Origin of the sequence: Burkholderia humptydooensis (assembly GCF_001513745.1) — a bacterium.
In the GTDB taxonomy this organism is placed as follows: domain Bacteria; phylum Pseudomonadota; class Gammaproteobacteria; order Burkholderiales; family Burkholderiaceae; genus Burkholderia; species Burkholderia humptydooensis.
Map to the genome: position 1 here is coordinate 2,250,611 of NZ_CP013380.1, position 18,814 is coordinate 2,269,424.

Genomic DNA, 18,814 nt, shown 5'->3' on the forward strand with positions numbered 1-18,814 from the left:
TTTCACTTGATCTCCAGTGCCGCGTGCGCGCCGCCGCGGCGGCGCGGAACGACGTCGAACACGCGGCCGACGCACACGAAAAAGAGCGGGACGAGGAAGATCGCGAACAGCGTCGCGCTGATCACGCCGCCAAGCACGCCCGTGCCGATCGCGATCTGCGCGCCGGACGCGGCGCCCGTCGCGAACGCGAGCGGCAGCACGCCGACGCCGAACGCGAGCGACGTCATCACGATCGGCCGCAGCCGCAGGCGCGCCGCCTCGAGCGCCGCATCGGCGAGCGACATGCCCTGCGCGACCAGATCCTTCGCGACCTCGACGATCAGGATCGCGTTCTTCGCGGACAGCCCGATCGTCGCGATCAGTCCCACCTTGAAATAGATGTCGTTCGGCATCCCGCGCAGCGTGACGCCCGCCACCGCGCCGATCACGCCGAGCGGCACGACGAGCATCACCGCGAACGGAATCGACCAGCTCTCGTACAGCGCCGCGAGCGCGAGAAACACGACGAGCACCGACAGCGCGAACAGCATCGGCGCCTGCGCGCCCGAGAGCCGCTCCTCGTACGACTGGCCCGACCACGCGTAGCCGATGCCCGCGGGCAGCGCAGACGCGATCCGCTCGATCGCGGCCATCGCCTCGCCGCTGCTGTGCCCGGCCGACGCCGCGCCGTTGATCGTGAACGACGGGAAGCCGTTGTAGCGCGTCAACTGCGGCGGGCCCATCGTCCAGTGCAGCGTCGCGAACGCGGAGAGCGGCACCATCTCGCCCTTCGCGTTGCGCACCCGCAGCTTCGTCACGTCGCCCGGATCGAGCCGGTGCAGCCCGTCCGCCTGCACGATCACGCGGCGCACCTGCGAGCCGTGCATGAAATCGCCGATGTAGTCGGAGCCGAACATCACCGCGAGCGTCGCGTTGATCTCCTCCATCGGCACGCCGAGCGCCGACGCCTTCGCGCGATCGATGTCGAGCTTCAGTTGCGGCGCGTCCTGCGTGCCGGCGAACATCAGATCGGTGAGGACGGGGTCCTTGCGCCCGTCGGCGAGCAGCTTCTCGCGCGCGGCGACGAACGCGCCGTAGCCGAGCCCGCCGCGGTCCTGCAGCCGGAAGTCGAAGCCGCCCGTCAAGCCGAGGTCGGGCAGCGCAGGCATGTTGATCGCGAACACCATCGTGTTCGGCGTGCCCGCGAAACGCGCGTTGATCCCCGCGATGATCGCCTGCACCTGATCCTGCGCCTGCTTGCGCGCCTTCCAGTCCTTCATCGTGACGAAGATCATCCCCCCGTTCGGCCCCTCGCCGTACAGGTTGTAGCCGCCGAGCGCGAACGTGTACGCGCTCGGCGAATGCGTGCGCACGTATTCCTCCACGCGCCGCACGCTCTGCATCGTCTCGGCGAGCGGCGTGCCCTGCGGGCGGATCACCATCACCATGAAGTTGCCCTGATCCTCGTCGGGCAGGAACGCGGCCGGCAGCTTCGTGATCAGCAGCGCGGCGGCGGCCGTCAGCGCGCCGTAGACGGCGAGCCAGCGCAGCGGGCGCGCGAGCACCCGCCCGACGCGCCGCGTGTAGCGCTGCGTCGAGCGCGCGACGAAGCGGTTGAACCAGCCGAAGAAGCCGTCCTTCTCGTGATGGTCGTCGGCGACGGGCCTGAGCAGCGTCGCGCAGAGCGCCGGCGTGAGCGACAGCGCGAGGAACGCCGAGAAGCCGATCGACACCGCGAGCGCGAACGCGAACTGCCGGTAGATGTTGCCGACCGCGCCGCCGAAGAACGCCATCGGCACGAACACCGACGTCAGCACGACGGTGATCCCGACGATCGCGCCGCTGATCTGCTTCATCGCCTTCACGGTGGCCTCGTACGGCGGCAGCTTCTCCTCGACCATCAGCCGCTCGACGTTCTCGACGACGACGATCGCGTCGTCGACGAGGATGCCGATCGCGAGCACCATCCCGAACATCGTCAGCACGTTGATCGAGAAGCCCGCGGCGAGCATCGCGCCGAACGTGCCGAGGAGAGCCACGGGCACGACGAGCGTCGGAATCAGCGTCGCGCGGAAGTTCTGCATGAAGAGGAACATCACCGCGAACACGAGCACGCCCGCCTCGACGAGCGTCGTCACGACCTTGCTCATCGATACGCGCACGAACGACGCCGTCTCGTACGGAATCTGGTATTTCACGCCCGGCGGGAAGAACTTCGCGAGCTCGTCCATCGTCGCGCGCACGCGCTTCTCGGTCGCGACCGCGTTGGAGCCGGGCGCGAGCTTGATGCCCATGCCGGTCGCCGTCTTGCCGTTCACGAGCGACGGGTAGTTGTAGTCGTTGCCGCCGAATTCGATTCTCGCGACGTCGCGCAAAAAGAGCGTCGAGCCGTCGGCGCGCGCGCGCAGCGCGATCGCGCCGAACGCGTCGGGCGTCGTGAGCGGCGCGTCCGCGAGCACGGTCGCCGCGATCGGCGCGCTGTCCGGCACCGCGCTGCGGCCGACGTCGCCGATCGTCACGCGCGCGTTGTGCGCGCGCACGGCCGACGCGATGTCGGACGCCGTCAGGCCGAGCGCCGCCATCTTGACGGGGTCCGGCCAGATCCGCATCGCATACTCGGCGCCCCAGAACTGCACCTTGCCGACGCCCTCGACGCGCCGCAGCGCCTGCAGCACGTTCGCCGACGCGTATTCGCCAAGCTCCACGCCCGACAGCCGCCCGTCCTCCGACGTGAGCGACACGATGATCTGCGCGTTGTCGGCCGCCTTCTCGATCGAGATGCCGTCGCGCCGCACGGGCTCGGGCAGCCGCGCCTCGACGGTCTTCAGGCGGTTCTGCACGTCGACGGCCGCGAGATCGGCGCTCACGCCCTGCTTGAACGTGAGCGACAGCGACGCCTGGCCGGCGCTGCTCGTCGCCGACGTGTACAGCAGGCCGGGCACGCCGTTCATCTCGCGCTCGATCACGGCCGTGACCGATTCCTCGACGACCTGCGCGGATGCACCCGGATACGTCGCGTAGAGGCTGACGACGGGCGGCGCGATGTCCGGATACTGCGCGACGGGCAACGCGCGGATCGCGAAGATGCCGCCCAGCATGATGAATAAAGAGATCACCCACGCGAACACCGGGCGATCGATGAAGAAACGAGCCATGATCGAATTGTGCTTGTCAGGTTTGGCGCTTGTCGGGCGCGGCGGCCACGGCGGAACCGGAGGCCGGTTGCGCGGCGCCGCCGCGCTCGACCGCCTTCACGGTCGCGCCCGCTTCGAATTGCGCGGCGTCGTCGACGACGACACGCTCGCCGCCCGCGAGCCCGCGCGTGACGATCCAGTCGCGGCCTTTCATCTGCGCGGCCTCGACCGTCACGTCGCGTATCTTGCCGTTCTGGCCGACAACCTTGACGGTCGCGCCGTCGGCCGTGCGCAGGAGCGCGTCGCGCGGCACGAGGATCGCGTCGCGCGCGATCGCGCGATCGAGCGCGATCCGCACGTACGCGCCCGGCAGCAGCTCGCGCTCCGGATTCGGAAAGAGCGCGCGCATCGCGACCGTGTCGGTCGACGGATCGACCGCGAGATCCGCGAACAGCAGCTTGCCCTTGCGCGCGTACGTGCTGCCGTCCGGACGCACGAGCGTCACCTCGATATCCTGCTGCGCGATGCCCGCCGCGCGCCCGCTCTTCACCGCGCGCCGCAGCGATTCCACCTCGGCGGCGGGCTGCGAGAAGTTCACGTAGATCGGATCGAGCTGCTCGACGGTCGTGAGCGGCGTCGCCTGATCCTGGCCGACGAGCGCGCCTTCCGTCACGAGCGCGCGGCGCGCGCGGCCGTCGATCGGCGACGTGACGGTTGCATAGTCGAGCTGCAGTTGCGCGCGCGCGAGCTCCGCGCGCGCCGACGCGGCGGCCGCCTTCGCCTGCCGCTCGTCGGCGAGCGCCTCGGTGTGGTCGCGCTCGCTGACCGCGCGGTCGCGCACGAGCTCGTCGTAGCGTTGGCGCTTGTCGAGCGCCGCGAGATACGCGGCCTGCGCCTTCTCGAGCGCGCCCGCGGCCGCATCGCGCGCCGCCTTGAACGGCGCGGGATCGATCCTGAACAGCACCGCGCCGCGCTTGACTTCCTGCCCTTCCTCGTAGGTGCGCGCGGTCACGATGCCCGCGACCCGCGCGCGCACCTCGGCCTGCCGGTAGGCGTCGAGCCGGCCCGGCAATTCAACCGACAGCGGCACCGATGTCTTCTTCACCGTGACGACGCTCGCCTCGCGCGGCGCGGCGGCGTCGTGCTCGCTTTCGTGCTTGCCGCAGCCGGCCGCGACGAACGCCGCGACCGCGAGCGCCGCCGACAAGCGGCGCATGCGTGCCCATTCGTATTTCATTTTTTCCTCGCAAGTCGCTCGACCGGGACGAATTCGGGGCCGGTCGGGGCGATCGATTATAATCAGTCACGATTGATTAAATAGTGTCGCCCGACATATTGTCGTAAGAAAGCGACAAGCATTCGAAAGGGAGCAACACCCATATGGCCCGCAAGACGCGCGAAGAATCGCTGAACACGAAGAACCGGATCCTCGACGCCGCCGAGCTCGTGCTGCTGGAAAAGGGCGTCGGCCAGACCGCGATGGCGGACATCGCGGAGGCGGCCGGCATGTCGCGCGGCGCGGTCTACGGGCACTTCAACGGCAAGATCGAGGTGTGCGTCGCGGTGTGCGACCGCGCGTTCTCGCGCGCGGCCGAGGGCTTCGATCTGTCCGACGAGCGGCCCACGCTCGCGACGCTGCGGCTCGCCGCGTCGCACTATCTGCACCAATGCGGCGAGCCCGGCTCGATGCAGCGCGTGCTCGAGATCCTCTACATGAAATGTGAGCAGAGCGAAGAAAACGCGCCGCTGATGCGCCGGCGCACGCTCTACGAATTGCAGACGCTGCGCATCGCGAAGGCGCTGCTGCGCCGCGCGGTCGCCGCGGGCGAACTCGACGCGTCGCTCGACGTGCATCTGGCGGGCGTCTTTCTGCTGTCGCTGCTCGAAGGCATCTTCGGCTCGATGATCTGGACGACGCGGCTGCGCGGAGATCGCTGGCGCGACGCCGAAGCGATGCTCGACGCGGGCGTCGATGCGCTGCGCGCGTCGCCCGCTCTACGGATGGCAGAAGATTGCGCGCCGCGCGCTTTGTCGCGCGCAAACGCGCGCTGAGCGCGCATCGCAGGCTTTGCGTATCCGCCCCTACATAAAATCGTCAAATTGCCCGGAACATTTGCGCGCGCCGCGCGGTCATCCTGGATGGCGTCGATGCTTCATCTGGGTTTGAACCCTCGGAAACCGAATCGCCGTTCGGAGCGGACATCGTCCGCGTCGTTGGGCCGAGCGGCGCGCAGCGGGGCGCGTTCCGTTCGCGAGCGCGCCTCGCCGCGTTGACGCCCAGGCGCTGCCGGCCCGCCCCGACGCGGGCTCCGACGCAGTCGCCGCCCACACCCTTTTTCGTTCGAACCGCCCTTTTCAAGGATGTGGCACTCTTGGCCAAGCCAATCGCGCAATCCGTTTCCGTTTCTTCCGTCTCTTTCGCCGATCCCGCGTCCGTCGCCGGATCGGCGGCTCGCTCGGCCCCTCCTCGTTCGTTCAGGCGCAAGCTGCCCGCGGCGGGCGCGCTCGGCGCGCTGATCGCCTGCGGCCTCGCGGCGCTGCCGGCCGTGTCGAAGTCGCCCGATGCGTCGGGCGCGAACGCCGCGCGCACGCCGCAGCGCGTGTTCGCCGACGCGCCGTTTCCGAGCGCGCAGCGCTTCGTCACGGGCGAGCTCGAGCGCCTGATCGCCGAGCAGAACCCGCCTGCCGCGCCGCTGCGAACGCTCGCCGCGCGTCGCCAAGAGTCGGCGGGCCCGACGCTCGGCGACGCGCAGGCGGACGTCACGCAGCCCGGCCCGGCGCAGCCGGGACTCGCGCGGCCCGGCGCGAGCCCCGGACTCTTCGCGTCGCTCGCCGCGCACCGCAACCAACTGCTCGGCTACGACGGCCGCGCGTTCTCGCTCGCCGATTCCGTGCTCGCGCTCACGGACGGCGGCGTGCGCGCCGGGCCGATCGACGACACGCTCGCCGACACGCTGAACCGGATCGACATCCCGCCCGAAGTACGCATCCAGATCGGCGACCTGATCGCCGACCGCGTGCAGTCGCACGCAAACGCGCAACAGGGCGACCGCTACCGGATCGCGTTCGACGCCGCATCGGGCAAGCCGCGCGTGACCGCGCTCGAGCTGCGCGTCGCGGGCCGCCGGTTCGGCGCGGTCTGGTTCAAGCCGCCGGGCGCGGCGGGCGGCGCGTACTACGCGTTCGACGGCGCGCCGCTCGACGCGCCCGCGCTCACGATGCCCGTCGTCAGCACGCGCATCAGCTCGTACTTCGGCGAGCGCGTGCATCCGCTGTCGCACATCCTGCAAATGCACACGGGCGTCGATCTCGCCGCGCCGGCCGGCACGCGCGTCGACGCGGCGGCGGCGGGCGTCGTGTCGTTCGTCGGCTACGATGCGCTCGGCTACGGCAAGTATGTCGTCATCGACCATCCGGACCGCACGTCGACTTACTACGCGCATCTGTCGGCGTTCGCGCCGGGGCTCGACGTCGGGATGACGGTCGCGCAGGGCCAGCGGATCGGCTCGGTCGGCGCGACGGGCGCGGCGACGGGCCCGCATCTGCATTTCGAGGTGCGCGTCGACGATCGGCCGGTCGATCCGCTCGTCGCGCTCGCCAACGCGCAGAACACGCTGTCGGCGATGCAGCTCGACGCGTTCAGGCGCGTCGCGAGCGAGGCGCGCTTCCGGCTCGCATCGGGCGGCGCGCGGCCGCTCGGCTTCGCGCAGGTCGACGCGCCGCTGTGGGCCGAGTTCGCGACCGATACGTCGACGCTGCGCGCGATCTTCAACACGCATTACGCGTCGTCGTGACGCCGCGACGCTATCGCGGCCCGCCCGACGCCGGCTGCGCGGCAGTTGCGCGCGACGCCTCGTCGCCGCGCGGCGAGCCGCGCCGACGGCCCGCGAGCAGCCACGTCGCCGCGACGTCGAGCGCGGTGCAGAGAATCAGGTAGATCACGCCGACGAACAGGAAGATCTGCGCGGGATACACCATCAGCCGATTGTTGACCTGCGTCGCGACGAACGACAGCTCCGGCACGCCGACGATGTACGCGAGCGACGTATCCTTCACGAGCGACACCCACTGGTTGACGAACGACGGCGTCATGATCTTCACCGCCTGCGGCAGCAGCACGTGGCGCACCGTCTGCCAGCGCGTGAGCCCGAGCGACAGCCCGGCCTGCCACTGCCCGTCGCCCGCCGCCCGGATGCCCGCGTGCACCGAATGCGCGAGATACGCGCCGCCGACGAGCGACAGCGCGCACACGACGGCCGCGAGCCCCGGCACGTCCGCGTGCAGCAGCACGGGCAGCAGGAAGTAGGTCCAGAAAATCAGCATCAGCACCGGAATCGCGCGGAAAAAGCCGATCACGACAACGAGCGCGCCGCGCCGCGCGCCCGTCGCGAGCGTGAGCGCGACGCCAAGCGCGACGCCCAGCACGGCCGATGCGAGCGCCGACGCGAGCGCGAGCACGAGCGACAGCGCGGCGCCGCCGAGCGGGCCGTCGGGAAACGCGCCGACGAGCAGGTACGGCAGGTTGTCCGCGAGTATCGACAGATCCATCGTCAGCGCCCCGCGAACGTGCGATCGCGGCGCCGCACCGTCCATTGCGCGAACGCTTCGACGGCCGCGACCGCCGCGATGTACAGCACGGTCGACACGCCGAACGCGGCGAAGGTCCGGAACGTCTCGGTCTCGACCTGGCGCGACGCATACGACAGCTCGGCGACGCCGATCGCCATCGTCAGCGACGAGTTCTTGATCAGATTCATGTATTGGCCGAAGAGCGGCGGCAGCGCGATCCGCACCGCCTGCGGCAGCACGACGAACCGGAACGTCTGCAGCGGCGACAGGCCGAGCGCGCTCGCCGCGTGATGCTGCGCGGCGGGCACGCCGCGCAGCCCCGCCTGGAACTCCTCGGCGACGAACGCGCTCGTGTAGCAGCTCAGGCCGACCCAGCCCGCGACGAACTCGAACGACGGCCAATGCAGCTCGACGCCGCCCAGGGCCGCCGCATGGCGCGCGTTGAGCCACGCCATCACGGGCTCGGGCAGCAGCGACGCGACGCCGAAATACCAGAACAGCAATTGCACGACGAGCGGCGTGTTGCGAAACGCGACGACGTACGCGGCCGCCGCGCGCCTCGGCCATGCGCGCTTCGCATGCCGCGCGATCGCGAGCGCGAAGCCCGCGAGCGTCGCCGCGACGGCCGCCGCGAACGACAGGCCGAGCGTCAGCAGGAAGCCCTGCCATAACCACATCAGATATTTGGGAGCGAGCCAGGCGTCCATCTCGTTGCTTCGGGCCGTCGGGGCGGGCGGCCGCAGGTTGCGTGTCGCGCGATTGCGTGTCGCGCGCCTCGATCGCGCACGCGCTCGCATCACGCGCGAATGCGGGCCGCATGCGGCGTGCAGGCGGCCCGCGCGGGTTCAGCGGGCTCGGCGCTGCGTTCAGCGCTTGTCGCCGATCCGGAAGATCCGCGCGAGCGGCGTCTTCGTGTTCGGCCCGAACCATGCATCGTAGATCCGGCCCGCGCGGCCGTTCGCTTCGAGATTCGTCAGCGTATCGTTGACGAACGCGACGAGCCGCGTCTCGCCCTTCGGCACGCCGACGCCCATGTAATCGTTCGAGATCGAAAACGCGGGCACTTCGTAGTTCTGCTTGTCCGGCACGTTCGCGAGCAGGCCGATCAGCTTCGGGCCGTCCTGCGTGATCGCCTGCACGTTGCCCGCGCGCAGCGCGGCGAACGCGAACGGCGTGTCGTCGTACGCGACGATCGTCGCCTTCGGGAATTTCTCGCGCAGCGTGACTTCGTTCGTCGTGCCCTTGTCGGCGCCGATGCGCAGGCCGTTCAGTTGGTCGGCCGATTTCAGCACGCCCTTCTTCGCGAGGAACTGCTGGCCGGACGCGAAATACGGAATGCTGAAGTCGATCTGCTTCGCGCGCTCGTCGGTGATCGTGAAGTTCGCCAGCACGAGATCGACCTTGCCCGAGGTCAGGAACGGAATGCGGTTCGCGGGATTGGTGGGCTGCAGCTTCAGCCTGACGCCGAGCCTGTCGGCGAGCGCCTGCGCATAGTCGACGTCGAGGCCGACGATCCGGTTCGTCTTCCGATCGACGAAGCCGAATGGCGGATTGCTGTCGAACGTCGCGACGCGCAGCACGCCGGACTTCTTGATGTCGTCGAGGCGGTCCGCGTGCGCGGCCGCATGCGCGGCGACGAGCGACAGACCGATGAGCCAGGTAGCGAATGGCTTGAGTTTCATTGGTGCGTTTCTCTTGTTCTAGGTGACGCCGGCGCGTCCGGCTGATGAGCGACGCGGCGCGCGATGCGCCGCGAATTCGTCACCGTATCAGTGCATGCACCGTTTTCGAACCAAGAAATGCTGCTGAACTCAGCAGTTTTCATGCTATCGCGTGCGCGGGCGGCGTGCGATGCGGCGCGGCGCGTTCGCGTCGGCGCGCGCCGCGATCATGCGCGTGGCCGCAGGCGTGCGTCCGCGCTCAATACGCGAGACGCGGCGCGACGTACGCGCCGTACGCGGGCCCGACGCCGCCCGCGCTCGCGGGAATCCGGTAACCGCCGACGAAGTGGCCGGTGATCGCCTTGATGTTCGCGCCGTTGGACGCGTCGATATGAAACGCGGCGAACGCGACGACCGGCACATAGGTCTTGCTGCTGATCTGCGTGGCGACCGGCACGACGACCGTCACGCCGACCGGCACGTCGTAGTAGATCGCAGTCTTCATGCCGGGCTCGATCCAGATGCTGTCGCCGATCGAGAGCGGCGTCGGGTTGCCGTTCGCGATCAGTCCGCGCACGGTCGGCACGTCGTTCGCGTTGACGAGAAACGTCGTCCACTGGCCGGCATAGCATGTGCCGCCGTAAGTCTGGCCGTTGCCGACCTGGAACTCGTAGGGCGCGCCCGTCGCCGGATCGACGCGCGGCGCGCCCGCCTGCGCGTCCCAGTACTGGTCGAGCACGCATTGATCGATGACCATCGGAAAAAGCCCGCCCGCGCCGAGCGTCGACGGCGCGGCGGCAACCGCGACCGCCGTCGCCGCCGCGGGCGCGCCGACGAGGCCGAGGAAGCCGCCCATCAGCAGCGCAAGCGGCCCGCCGTTGCGGTTCGTCGCGCGCGTGACGGTTGCCTGCACGGCCGGCACGTCGTATGCGCCGGGCACGAGCGTCGTCGGCTCGAGGCCGGCGGGCGCGCCCGTCACGTTCCAGTAGCCCGTCTGCACCGTGCCGCTCGACAGCGTCGCGCCGTCGGCCGCGTTCAGCGACAGCGCGGCGCTTGCCGCGCTCGCGGCCGCCGCCCACACGGGCGCGCCCGGGCTCGACTCGAGCGACGCGGCGCCGGCGAGCGCGGCGGCATCCGCCGCGTTCTGCAGTTCGTTGCGCGCGGTGGCGACGTGCGGCAAGTCGATCGCGAACGCGCCGAAGAGCAGCAGCACCGGCAGGAACAGCAGGAACCACAGCACGACGGAGCCGCGCTCACGGCGGCGCGCGGCGGCGGCGCGACGCTCATTCATAGTTCATCACCGTCACGGCCGTCAGCGTGATCGGGCCCGTCAGCGCGCTCAGCGCGGAGCCGAGCACGAGGCCCTGATACGTGTAGCTGACGGTCACTTTCAACGGGCTGCCGGGCGACGTGCCGGCCGACTGGTCGACGTTGACGACGGGCGCGCCGACCGTGCCGCCGCTCACGAGGCTGCCCTGCGCGTACGACAGCGCAACGTTCGCGATGTCGGTCGCGGCCAGTTGCGGCACGCGCACGACGACGCCCGCGCGCGCGGCCTCTCGGCTCGCGTTGGTGATCACCGCCTTGTCGCAGAGCAGCAGGCTCGTGTCGACGATGCCGAACAGCACGAGCATCATGAACGGAAACACGAGCACGAATTCGAGCGACACCACGCCGCGCTCGTCGCGCACCAGCCGGGAGACGCGTTTCATTTGACAATCTCCGCGCGCACGGGCGCGGGGCCGGCGCCGGCGGTCGCGCCCGCTGCCGCCGCTGCATGCGCCGCGTTCGCCTTGCCTGCCGCACTCGTCACATTCGGCGCGCCGCCCGGACTGCCCGCCCCCGCCGCCCTTCGCTCGCGCACGTTCCGGTAGAAACGCAGGTTGTCCTCCGCCGACGCCGCCGGCAGATCGTGAATGAGGATGCGCTTCGCGGCATCGTCGTTGCCGAGCATCCCGTATGCGAGCGCAAGGTCCTCGCGCGCCTGCGCCGGCGCGTTCGACAGCCCCGCGACGTCGAGCAGCACGTTCGCGCCCTCGCGCGCGCGATTCGCGAGCACGAGCGACAGGCCGAGATCGGTCGTGAGCGCGTGCGCGTCCGGATGGCGCGCGAGCGCCGCGCGATACACGCTCTGCGCGTCGTCGTGCCGCCCGAGCAGATCCAGCACCGTGCCAAGGCCGGCCGCCGCCGCGATGTTCTCCGGATGCGCGGCGTTCAGCTTCGCGTAACGCGCGAGCGCGTCGTCGAGATGCCGCTCGCGCAGCGCGACGCGCGCGAGGCCCAACTGCGCGCGCGGATCGTCCGGCGCGGCGGTCGCCGCCTGCACATACAAGACACCCGCGCGCGCAAGTTCGCCCGTCTGGTACATCGCATCGCCGAGCCCGACCTGCGCGGGCAGCGACCGCGGGTCGGCCTTCAGCGCGCGCTCGAAGAGCGTCGCCGCGAGCTCCGCGTTGCCGGCCGCGAGCGCGCTCTCGGCGACGGTCAGATCGCTGTCGCCGACCGTGCCGCGCTGCGACAGCACTGGCCGCGGCTGAAACGCGCCGTGGCTCGCGCAGCCCGTGAGCAGCGCGACGAACGACAGGGAGAACAGCAAGGAGAACAACGGGGAGAACAACGGGGAGAACACCCGCGCGGCCGGCGTCGCGCGGCGCAGGCGCCCCACGCGCCCTGCCCGCCCTGCATGCCCCTCGCGGCCGATGCGCCGCGCCGTGCATGCGCGATCGCATGCGTCGTCGAAATGTGGCTCGTTCATTTGTGGAACACCGCTATCAGTCGAATCACCGCCGGCCCCGCCGCGATCAACGCGACGGTCGGCATCACGAACAGCATCATCGGCAGCGTCATCTTCGGCGCGAGCTTCGCCGCCTTTTCCTCGAGCGCGATCATCTGCATCGCGCGCTCCGTGCGCGACAGCATCCGCAGCGACTGCGTGATCGGCGTGCCGTACTGCTGCGACTGGACGAGCGTCGTCACGAGCGCGCGCATCGACGGCAGGCCGATGCGCGCAGCCATCGCGTTGAGCGCGAACGCGGGCTCGCCGCCGATCTGCAGCTCGTTCGCGCAGACGGAGAATTCGTCGGCGAGCGGCGGGCAGATCGTCTTCAGCTCGGACGCGACGCGCCGGATCGCGACCGAGAGGCTGTTGCCCGCGTTCGTGCAGATGACGAGCAGATCGAGCGCGTCGGGCAGGTACGCGGCGATCGTCTTCTGGCGGCGCGCGACCGCGAAGCCGAGCGCGTGCTCGGGCAGCATCATGCCGATCACGAACGCGCCCGCCATCATCAGCACGCGCAGCACGACATAATCGCCGGCGCGCGGCACGTGCGCGCCGACGACGAGCGCGGCGAGCCCCGCGCACGCGCCGACGACGAGCTTGAGCCCCACCATCACCGACACCGCGTGGCACTCGCGAAAGCCCGCGCTCGCGAGCCGCGCGGCGAGCTTCATCCGCTGCGTCGCGTCGACGACGGGCACCCGCTCGCCGAGCGACGCCACCCGCTGCGCGACGCGCCGCGGCACGCTGCGCGCGCCGTCGTCCACGGGCGCGTAGACGGCCGCTGCGCGCGCGGCGCTCGCGCGCGCACGCTGCGCGACGCGCCGGCGCGCCGCGACGTCGCGCGCGAGCAGCCACGCAAGCGCCACGACAGCGGCGAGCACGAGCATGATGGCGATCGACAGCGCGGCCGGGTTCATCGCGACGTGTCCAGGTTGGCGATCTTGCGAATCATCGCGAGGCCGATCGTGAGCAGCACCGCGGCGAGGATCAGCATCTTGTGCCCCGCGCGCGTGCGGAACAGCAGGTCGATGTACGGCCGGTTCACGACGAACAGGAACGCGGCGATCGCGAACGGCACGGCCGCGATGATCTTGCTCGCGATGCGCCCTTCCGCCGTCAGCGCGCGCGTCTTCATCCGGATGTCGCGACGCGTGCGGATGATGCCCGAGAGGTTCTCGAGCGTCTCCGTCAGATTGCCGCCCGTCTCGCGCTGCAACACGAGGCACACGCCGAAGAACGAGAAATCGGCGAGCTGCAGGCGCTCGGCCTGCTGCTCGAGCACGTCCTTCAGGTCCGCGCCGACGCGCAGCGCATCGCCCATCGCGCGAAACGTCGCGCGCACGGGCTCCTCGCTTTCGCGGCCCGCGGTGCCGATCGCCTGTGCGACGGGGATGCCCGCGCGCACCGCGCGGATGATCAGATCGAGCGCGTCCGGGAACACGCCGAGAAAGCGTTGCTTGAAGCGCGCGATCAGAATCCGGTAGACGGCGCGCGCCGCGCCGGCCGCAAGCGCCGCCGCGAGCGCGATCCGCAGCCACGGCGCGACGCCCGCGAACGACGCGCCGACGAAGCCCGCGAGCGCCGCGAGCGCGGAGGCGAACGCGATCGCGCGCGCGCCGCCCGCGCCCGCCGCCGTGCGCACGCGCTCGCCGCGCGCGCGCAGCCATGCGCGCAGCGCGCCGTCTTCGCCTTCGCCGTGCGGGCGGGTGAACAATTGCTGGCCGACGCGCGACGCGCGCGCGGGCGGCGCGCTGCGTCCCGCGGCGCGCAGCGCGCCGACGCGCGCCCGCACGCGCGCGGCGGGCCGCCGACGCGCGAGATCGTGCAGCGCGCGCACGACGAAGCCCGCGACGACGATCGCGAAGAACGCGCCGACGGCAACGACGTCCGCGGCGCTCACGGCTGCAACGCGCCGAGCAGCGCGCCCTCGAGGCCGTAATACGCGGCGCGCTGCGCGAACGCCGGCCGCAGCGAAGACGATTCGAACATCCCGTGCACCTGCTCCTGGAACGCGCTCGCGTCGTAGCGGAACGCGAACAGATCCTGCGTGATCACGACGTCGCCCTCCATGCCCGCGATCTCGGTCACGCGCGTGACGCGCCGCACGCCGTCGCGCATCCGCTCGATCTGCAGGATCATGTGCACCGCGCTCGCGATCTGCCGGCGGATCGACACGAGCGGCAGGTTGCCGTTGGCCATCATCACCATGCTCTCGAGGCGCGTGATCGCATCGCGCGGCGTGTTCGCGTGGATCGTCGTCATCGAGCCGTCGTGCCCGGTGTTCATCGCCTGCAGCACGTCGAACGCCTCCGGGCCGCGCGTCTCGCCGAGGATGATCCGGTCGGGGCGCATGCGCAGCGCGTTGCGCACGAGATCGCGCTGCGACACGCCGCCCAGCCCCTCGCTGTTCTCCGGACGGGTCTCGAGGCTCACCACGTGCGGCTGCTGCAGTTGCAGCTCGGCCGCGTCCTCGATCGTCACGACGCGCTCGTGCGAATCGATGAAGTGCGACAGCGCGTTCAGCAGCGTCGTCTTGCCGGAGCCCGTGCCGCCCGAGATCACGATGTTCAGCCGGCACGCGCTCGCGATCTTCAGCACCTCGACCATCGCCTGCGACAGGTTGCCCTGCTGCGCCATCCGCGCGAGCGTGATGTTGCGCTTCGCGAACTTGCGGATCGAGATCGACGCGCCGCGGATCGCGATCGGCGGCAGCACGACGTTCACGCGGCTGCCGTCCGCGAGCCGCGCGTCGACCATCGGGCTGCTCTCGTCGACGCGCCGCCCGACCGCCGCCGCGATCCGCTGCGCGACGTTGATCACGTGCGCGTTGTCGCGGAACTTCAGCGGCGTGAGCTCGAGCTTGCCCGCGCGCTCGACGTACACCTGGTCGGGGCCGTTGACGAGGATGTCGGTCACGCGCTCGTCCGCGAGGAGCGGCTCGATCGGGCCGACGCCGAACATGTCGTTGAGGATCTCGTCGACGATGAGCGCCTGCTCGGCGAGCGTCACCGTCAGGCGCTCGCGCGCGATCATGTCGGCGGCCGTCTGCTCGATGCCTTCGCGCACCTCGGCGCGCGACATCATCAGCGCGGCCGACATGTTCATCGACGAGAACACGACCGCGCGGATCGTCCTGAACGTCTCCGAGCGGATCAGCGCCTCGTGGTGGTCTTGCGCGTGGCCGGAGCCGTCAGGGTCGTTTCGATCGTCGTGATTGTCGCGATTGTCCCGAGCGTCGCGATCGTCCCGAGCGTCGCGCGGCGCGCGCGGATGGCCGTCGGGTGCGCCGCTTTCCCGCCGGGCGCCCGCGGGCGGATTCGCGCGCGAGGCGTCCGCCGGATCGCGCGCGCGCGACGCGCCGCCCGCATTGGGCGCATCGGGCGCATCGGGCGCCGACGCGTGGCCAACGGCGGGCGTCGCGCCCGGCAACGCGGCGTCGTTCGCGAACTCGCGCACGCCGACGTCGGCGCCGGGCGCGAACGAAGACGACGGGCGGCGGCCGAACATCATTGCGCGCCCCGCGCGCCGGCAAGCCGCGCGTACCACGGCCGGCGCGGCGCGCTCGCCGCGTCGGCACCCGTCAGCCCTTGCGCGAGCGCGGCGATGCCGGCCGCGAAGCCGCCGCGCGGCGCGTCGAGCGCCGCGCCGAGATTCTCGGCGACGGCGAGCGTGAGCGGCTCGTACGGCAGCTCGAGCGCCGACGCACGCCCGACCGCGCGCGCGAAGTCGGCCGGCTCGACGCGGCCGCGCACCGGCTGCTGCGCGTTGTTGAGGATCAGCGACACGTGCGCGTCGCCGTCGAGCGTCTCCGCATGATGCAGCAGCCGCGCCACCTCGCGCGCCGCATGCACCGAGCGGTCGGCGACGATGTAGACGCTCGCGCACGCGGCGAGCGCTTCGTCGGCGAGCCGGCCCGCGCGCTCGGGCAGATCGAGCAGCACGTAATGGAACTGATGCCGGAGCGCGCCGACGAGCCCCGCCACCGCGCCCGCGCGCAACGGCGCCTCGCTGTCGTACGGCAGCTCGGCCGACAGCACCGAGAGCCGGTCGCTCTGCGCGACCATCGCGTGCTTGATCAACTGCGCGTCGAGCCGCTGCGGATTCTGCAGCAGCTCGACGAGCCCCTGATTGCTCACGACGCCGAGCATCGAGCACGCCGCGCCGCCGTGGCAATCGAAATCGACATACGCGACGCGGCGGCGGACGCGGTCCGCGAGATGGCGCGCGAGCGCGACCGCGATGCTCGTCACGCCGACGCCGCCGCGCGCGCCGACGAAGCCGATCGCCTTGCCGGTGCGCGCGGCCGCGCCCGGATCGGCCGCGGACAGCGCGCGGTGCACGAGCTCGACGGTCAGCGGCTTGACGAGATAGTCGCGCACGCCGATGCGCAGCATGTTGCGGAACAGGCCGACGTCGTTCTGCTCGCCGATCACGATCACGTTCACCGACGGATCGCAGACGTCGGCGAGCCGCGCGAGATCGGACAGCGGCATCGCCGCGCCCGACACGTCGACGAGCAGATGCTGCGGCCCGTGCGGCAGATCGCGCATCAGCGCGATCGCGTCGTCGATCGCGCCGCGCGCGACGTGCGCGCCCGTCATCGCCTGATCGACGATCAGGTTGCGGATCGCTTCGTCGCTCGCCGTGTCGGCAACGATCGCGATCAGGCGCGCGCCGCCCGCCGCCTCGCGCAGGTCCTTCGCGCGCCGCGCGCCGCCCATCAGATCGAGTGCTCCCATCTCGCCTCCGCTAATGCGTGACGGACGTCGTCGTCGACGTCGGGTTGAGCGGCGTCGTGCGGCCCTCGTCGTAACGGCGCACCGCGCTCGCGCCGAGCGCCGCGTCCGCGCCCGCGTAAGGCAGCGGCGCGACGAGATCGGCGGGCCGCGCGAGCATCGCCGCGAGATTGCCGTAGGTCGCGCAGCCGAAGCTCACGCCGGGCCGCGCGCGGCCCGCGTCGATCATCTGCGAGCGCTGCTCGAGCGCCGCGCAGTCGGGCGCGCGCGCGAGCCCCGTGCGCGCGTCGTAGCCGATCACCGACGCATCGGGCATCCCGTACGGCGGATGGCCGGCCATGCAGCCGCCGAGCGCGGCGAGCGCCGTCCACGCGCACGCGGCCACCGCGCGCGATGCGCGCCGGCGCAGCGTGTGTTCCAATCGAATCGCCATCGCATGCCTCCGTGTTCCTCTTGCCTTCCGTCGTCAGTAGACGAAGCCCGCCGGGCCCGCGAGCCGCGGCGCATCGCCGCCGAGCGGATCGATGCCGAGCGAGCGCTGCAGCACGAACTCGATGTCGCTGCTCGGGCGCGTGACGTCGTCGAGCGCGTCGTGCAGCTCGCCCGGATTCGCCGGCTGCACGATGTACGGCGTGACGATCACGACGACCTCGGTCTTGTCGTTCAGGTAATTGCGCGACGAGAACAGCTTGCCGAGCACGGGCAGCCGCGCGAGCCCCGGCAGCTCGGCGAGCACGTCGCTGCTCTTGCTCTGCAGGAGGCCGCCGATCGCGAAGCTCTGCCCGCTCGACAGCTCGACCGTCGTGTCGACGCGCCGCACCGTCAGCGCCGGCACCTTGATGCTGCCCGTCGTCACGCTGTTGGTGGGATCGATCTCGCTCACCTCCGGGCGCACCTTGAGGCTGATCCGGTTGTCGGCGAGCACGGTCGGCGTGAAATCGAGCGACACGCCGTAAGGCTTGAACTGGATCGTGATCGCGCCCGTCGTGTCCTGCGCGACCGGAATCGGAAACTCGCCGCCCGCGAGAAAGCTCGCGGTCTGGCCGGAGATCGCGGTGAGGTTCGGCTCGGCGAGCATCGTGATGAGGCCTTCCTGATCGAGCGCGTCGAGCACGCCGTCGATCGAGTAGCGCGACGTGTGAAAGCCGCCCAGCACCGAGAATGCGCCCGACGGCGACAGATCGAACGCCTTCGACGCCGTATCGAACAGCGTGCGCCCGTTGAACAGCCCGCCGACGAAATTGCCGCTCGCGCCGAGCGCGCTCCAGTTGATGCCGAGCTGCTGCGTGATGTTGCGGTCGACCTCGGTGATGCGCACGCGCAGATGCACCTGGATCGGCCGCGCGAGCGTGAGCCGGTTGACGAGCGATTCCTGCTGGCGCAGGTAAGGCTTGAGCGTCTGCGCAACGGCGTCCGCGTCCGCGGCGCTCGGCACGCGCCCGCTCACCATCAGCGAGCCCGGCGCGCCCGCGAGCGTCAGATGCAGTTGAGGGAAGCGCGCGTCGAGGATGCGCTGCAGCGACGGCGTGTCGACGTCGACGACGACGGTCTCGCGCAGAATCGTCCGGTTGTTCGCGCCGAGCGCGAACAGCGTCGTCGTGCCGGCTTTCTTGCCGAGCACGAACACGGCCTGCGGCGTCGGCACGTGCACGTCGGCGACGTCCGGGTCCGCGACGAACACCGCGACCGCGGGCTCCGGCAGCTTCACCATCTCGCCGCCGCCGGCGGGCACGGCGAGCACCGGCGCGGGCTCGGCCGCACGCGCGAGCCGCGGCGCGACCGTCATCGCGCTCAGCGCAACCGCGAGCCACCCCAGCGCGGCCGCCGCCGCGCGCCGCCCGCTCGCACGCGCGCGTGAGCGCACCGCGTGCGGCGATGCCGATGCCGACGCCGCTTGCCGCACGCCGATCGCGCCAATCACGCTCCCCATTTCGACTCGTCCTCCTGATCGATCGC

At 71.0% G+C, this 18,814-nt stretch carries 16 protein-coding genes; 2 read left to right on the forward strand and 14 right to left on the reverse strand.

Annotated elements, in window-relative coordinates:
- Positions 1-2: 2 nt before the first annotated feature.
- Together AQ610_RS10125 and AQ610_RS10130 are read right to left on the reverse strand one after the other, a co-directional pair.
- Positions 3-3,134: a multidrug efflux RND transporter permease subunit gene (locus tag AQ610_RS10125; RefSeq protein WP_006026659.1), complete on the reverse strand. Its 3,132-nt coding sequence runs from the start codon at positions 3,132-3,134 to the stop codon at positions 3-5.
- 16 nt (positions 3,135-3,150) lie between these two features.
- Complete coding sequence (locus AQ610_RS10130) at positions 3,151-4,350, reverse strand: MexX/AxyX family multidrug efflux RND transporter periplasmic adaptor subunit (protein ID WP_006026658.1); 1,200 nt, start codon at positions 4,348-4,350, stop codon at positions 3,151-3,153.
- A gap of 143 nt (positions 4,351-4,493) precedes the next feature.
- On the opposite strand from AQ610_RS10130, the gene AQ610_RS10135 reads away from it, so the two are divergent.
- Both AQ610_RS10135 and AQ610_RS10140 read left to right on the forward strand, forming a co-directional pair.
- A complete protein-coding gene (locus AQ610_RS10135) occupies positions 4,494-5,165 on the forward strand; it encodes a TetR family transcriptional regulator (protein WP_006026657.1) in 672 nt (223 codons plus the stop codon).
- A gap of 320 nt (positions 5,166-5,485) precedes the next feature.
- Positions 5,486-6,907 (forward strand): peptidoglycan DD-metalloendopeptidase family protein, encoded by a 1,422-nt coding sequence (locus AQ610_RS10140; protein WP_006026656.1) that lies wholly within the window; start codon positions 5,486-5,488, stop codon positions 6,905-6,907.
- 10 nt (positions 6,908-6,917) lie between these two features.
- On the opposite strand, the gene AQ610_RS10145 is transcribed toward AQ610_RS10140, so the two are convergent.
- The 12 genes from AQ610_RS10145 to AQ610_RS10200 all read right to left on the reverse strand — a co-directional run bounded on the left by AQ610_RS10145 (position 6,918) and on the right by AQ610_RS10200 (position 18,788).
- The gene (locus tag AQ610_RS10145) at positions 6,918-7,661 is read right to left on the reverse strand and encodes an amino acid ABC transporter permease (protein WP_006026655.1); all 744 of its coding nucleotides are present in this window, start codon (positions 7,659-7,661) and stop codon (positions 6,918-6,920) included.
- Between the two features lie 2 nt (positions 7,662-7,663).
- Complete coding sequence (locus AQ610_RS10150) at positions 7,664-8,389, reverse strand: amino acid ABC transporter permease (protein ID WP_009912467.1); 726 nt, start codon at positions 8,387-8,389, stop codon at positions 7,664-7,666.
- Positions 8,390-8,548: 159 nt separating this feature from the next.
- A complete protein-coding gene (locus AQ610_RS10155) occupies positions 8,549-9,364 on the reverse strand; it encodes an ABC transporter substrate-binding protein (RefSeq protein ID WP_006026653.1) in 816 nt (271 codons plus the stop codon).
- Positions 9,365-9,602: 238 nt separating this feature from the next.
- On the reverse strand, positions 9,603-10,634 hold the full coding sequence (locus AQ610_RS10160; protein WP_006026652.1) for a TadG family pilus assembly protein: 1,032 nt from the start codon (positions 10,632-10,634) through the stop codon (positions 9,603-9,605).
- Positions 10,627-11,055, reverse strand: a complete 429-nt coding sequence (locus AQ610_RS10165) for a TadE/TadG family type IV pilus assembly protein (RefSeq protein ID WP_009917531.1) — start codon at positions 11,053-11,055, stop codon at positions 10,627-10,629. The genes AQ610_RS10160 and AQ610_RS10165 overlap by 8 nt, the downstream gene beginning before the upstream one ends.
- The gene (locus AQ610_RS10170; protein WP_009917530.1) at positions 11,052-12,098 is read right to left on the reverse strand and encodes a tetratricopeptide repeat protein; all 1,047 of its coding nucleotides are present in this window, start codon (positions 12,096-12,098) and stop codon (positions 11,052-11,054) included. The genes AQ610_RS10165 and AQ610_RS10170 overlap by 4 nt, the downstream gene beginning before the upstream one ends.
- Positions 12,095-13,039 (reverse strand): type II secretion system F family protein, encoded by a 945-nt coding sequence (locus AQ610_RS10175; RefSeq protein WP_006026649.1) that lies wholly within the window; start codon positions 13,037-13,039, stop codon positions 12,095-12,097. The genes AQ610_RS10170 and AQ610_RS10175 overlap by 4 nt, the downstream gene beginning before the upstream one ends.
- On the reverse strand, positions 13,036-14,022 hold the full coding sequence (locus tag AQ610_RS10180) for a type II secretion system F family protein (protein WP_006026648.1): 987 nt from the start codon (positions 14,020-14,022) through the stop codon (positions 13,036-13,038). Before AQ610_RS10180 ends, AQ610_RS10175 begins: the two co-directional genes overlap by 4 nt.
- Positions 14,019-15,629 carry a TadA family conjugal transfer-associated ATPase gene (locus tag AQ610_RS10185; protein ID WP_006026647.1) on the reverse strand — a complete coding sequence of 537 codons (1,611 nt, stop codon included), beginning with the start codon at positions 15,627-15,629 and terminating at the stop codon, positions 14,019-14,021. The genes AQ610_RS10180 and AQ610_RS10185 overlap by 4 nt, the downstream gene beginning before the upstream one ends.
- Complete coding sequence (locus AQ610_RS10190) at positions 15,629-16,861, reverse strand: CpaE/TadZ family protein (protein WP_043282590.1); 1,233 nt, start codon at positions 16,859-16,861, stop codon at positions 15,629-15,631. The genes AQ610_RS10185 and AQ610_RS10190 overlap by 1 nt, the downstream gene beginning before the upstream one ends.
- Positions 16,862-16,871: 10 nt before the next feature.
- Positions 16,872-17,291 carry a CpaD family pilus assembly lipoprotein gene (locus AQ610_RS10195; protein WP_006026645.1) on the reverse strand — a complete coding sequence of 140 codons (420 nt, stop codon included), beginning with the start codon at positions 17,289-17,291 and terminating at the stop codon, positions 16,872-16,874.
- 33 nt (positions 17,292-17,324) lie between these two features.
- Positions 17,325-18,788: a type II and III secretion system protein family protein gene (locus AQ610_RS10200; RefSeq protein WP_041861688.1), complete on the reverse strand. Its 1,464-nt coding sequence runs from the start codon at positions 18,786-18,788 to the stop codon at positions 17,325-17,327.
- Positions 18,789-18,814: the final 26 nt, after the last annotated feature.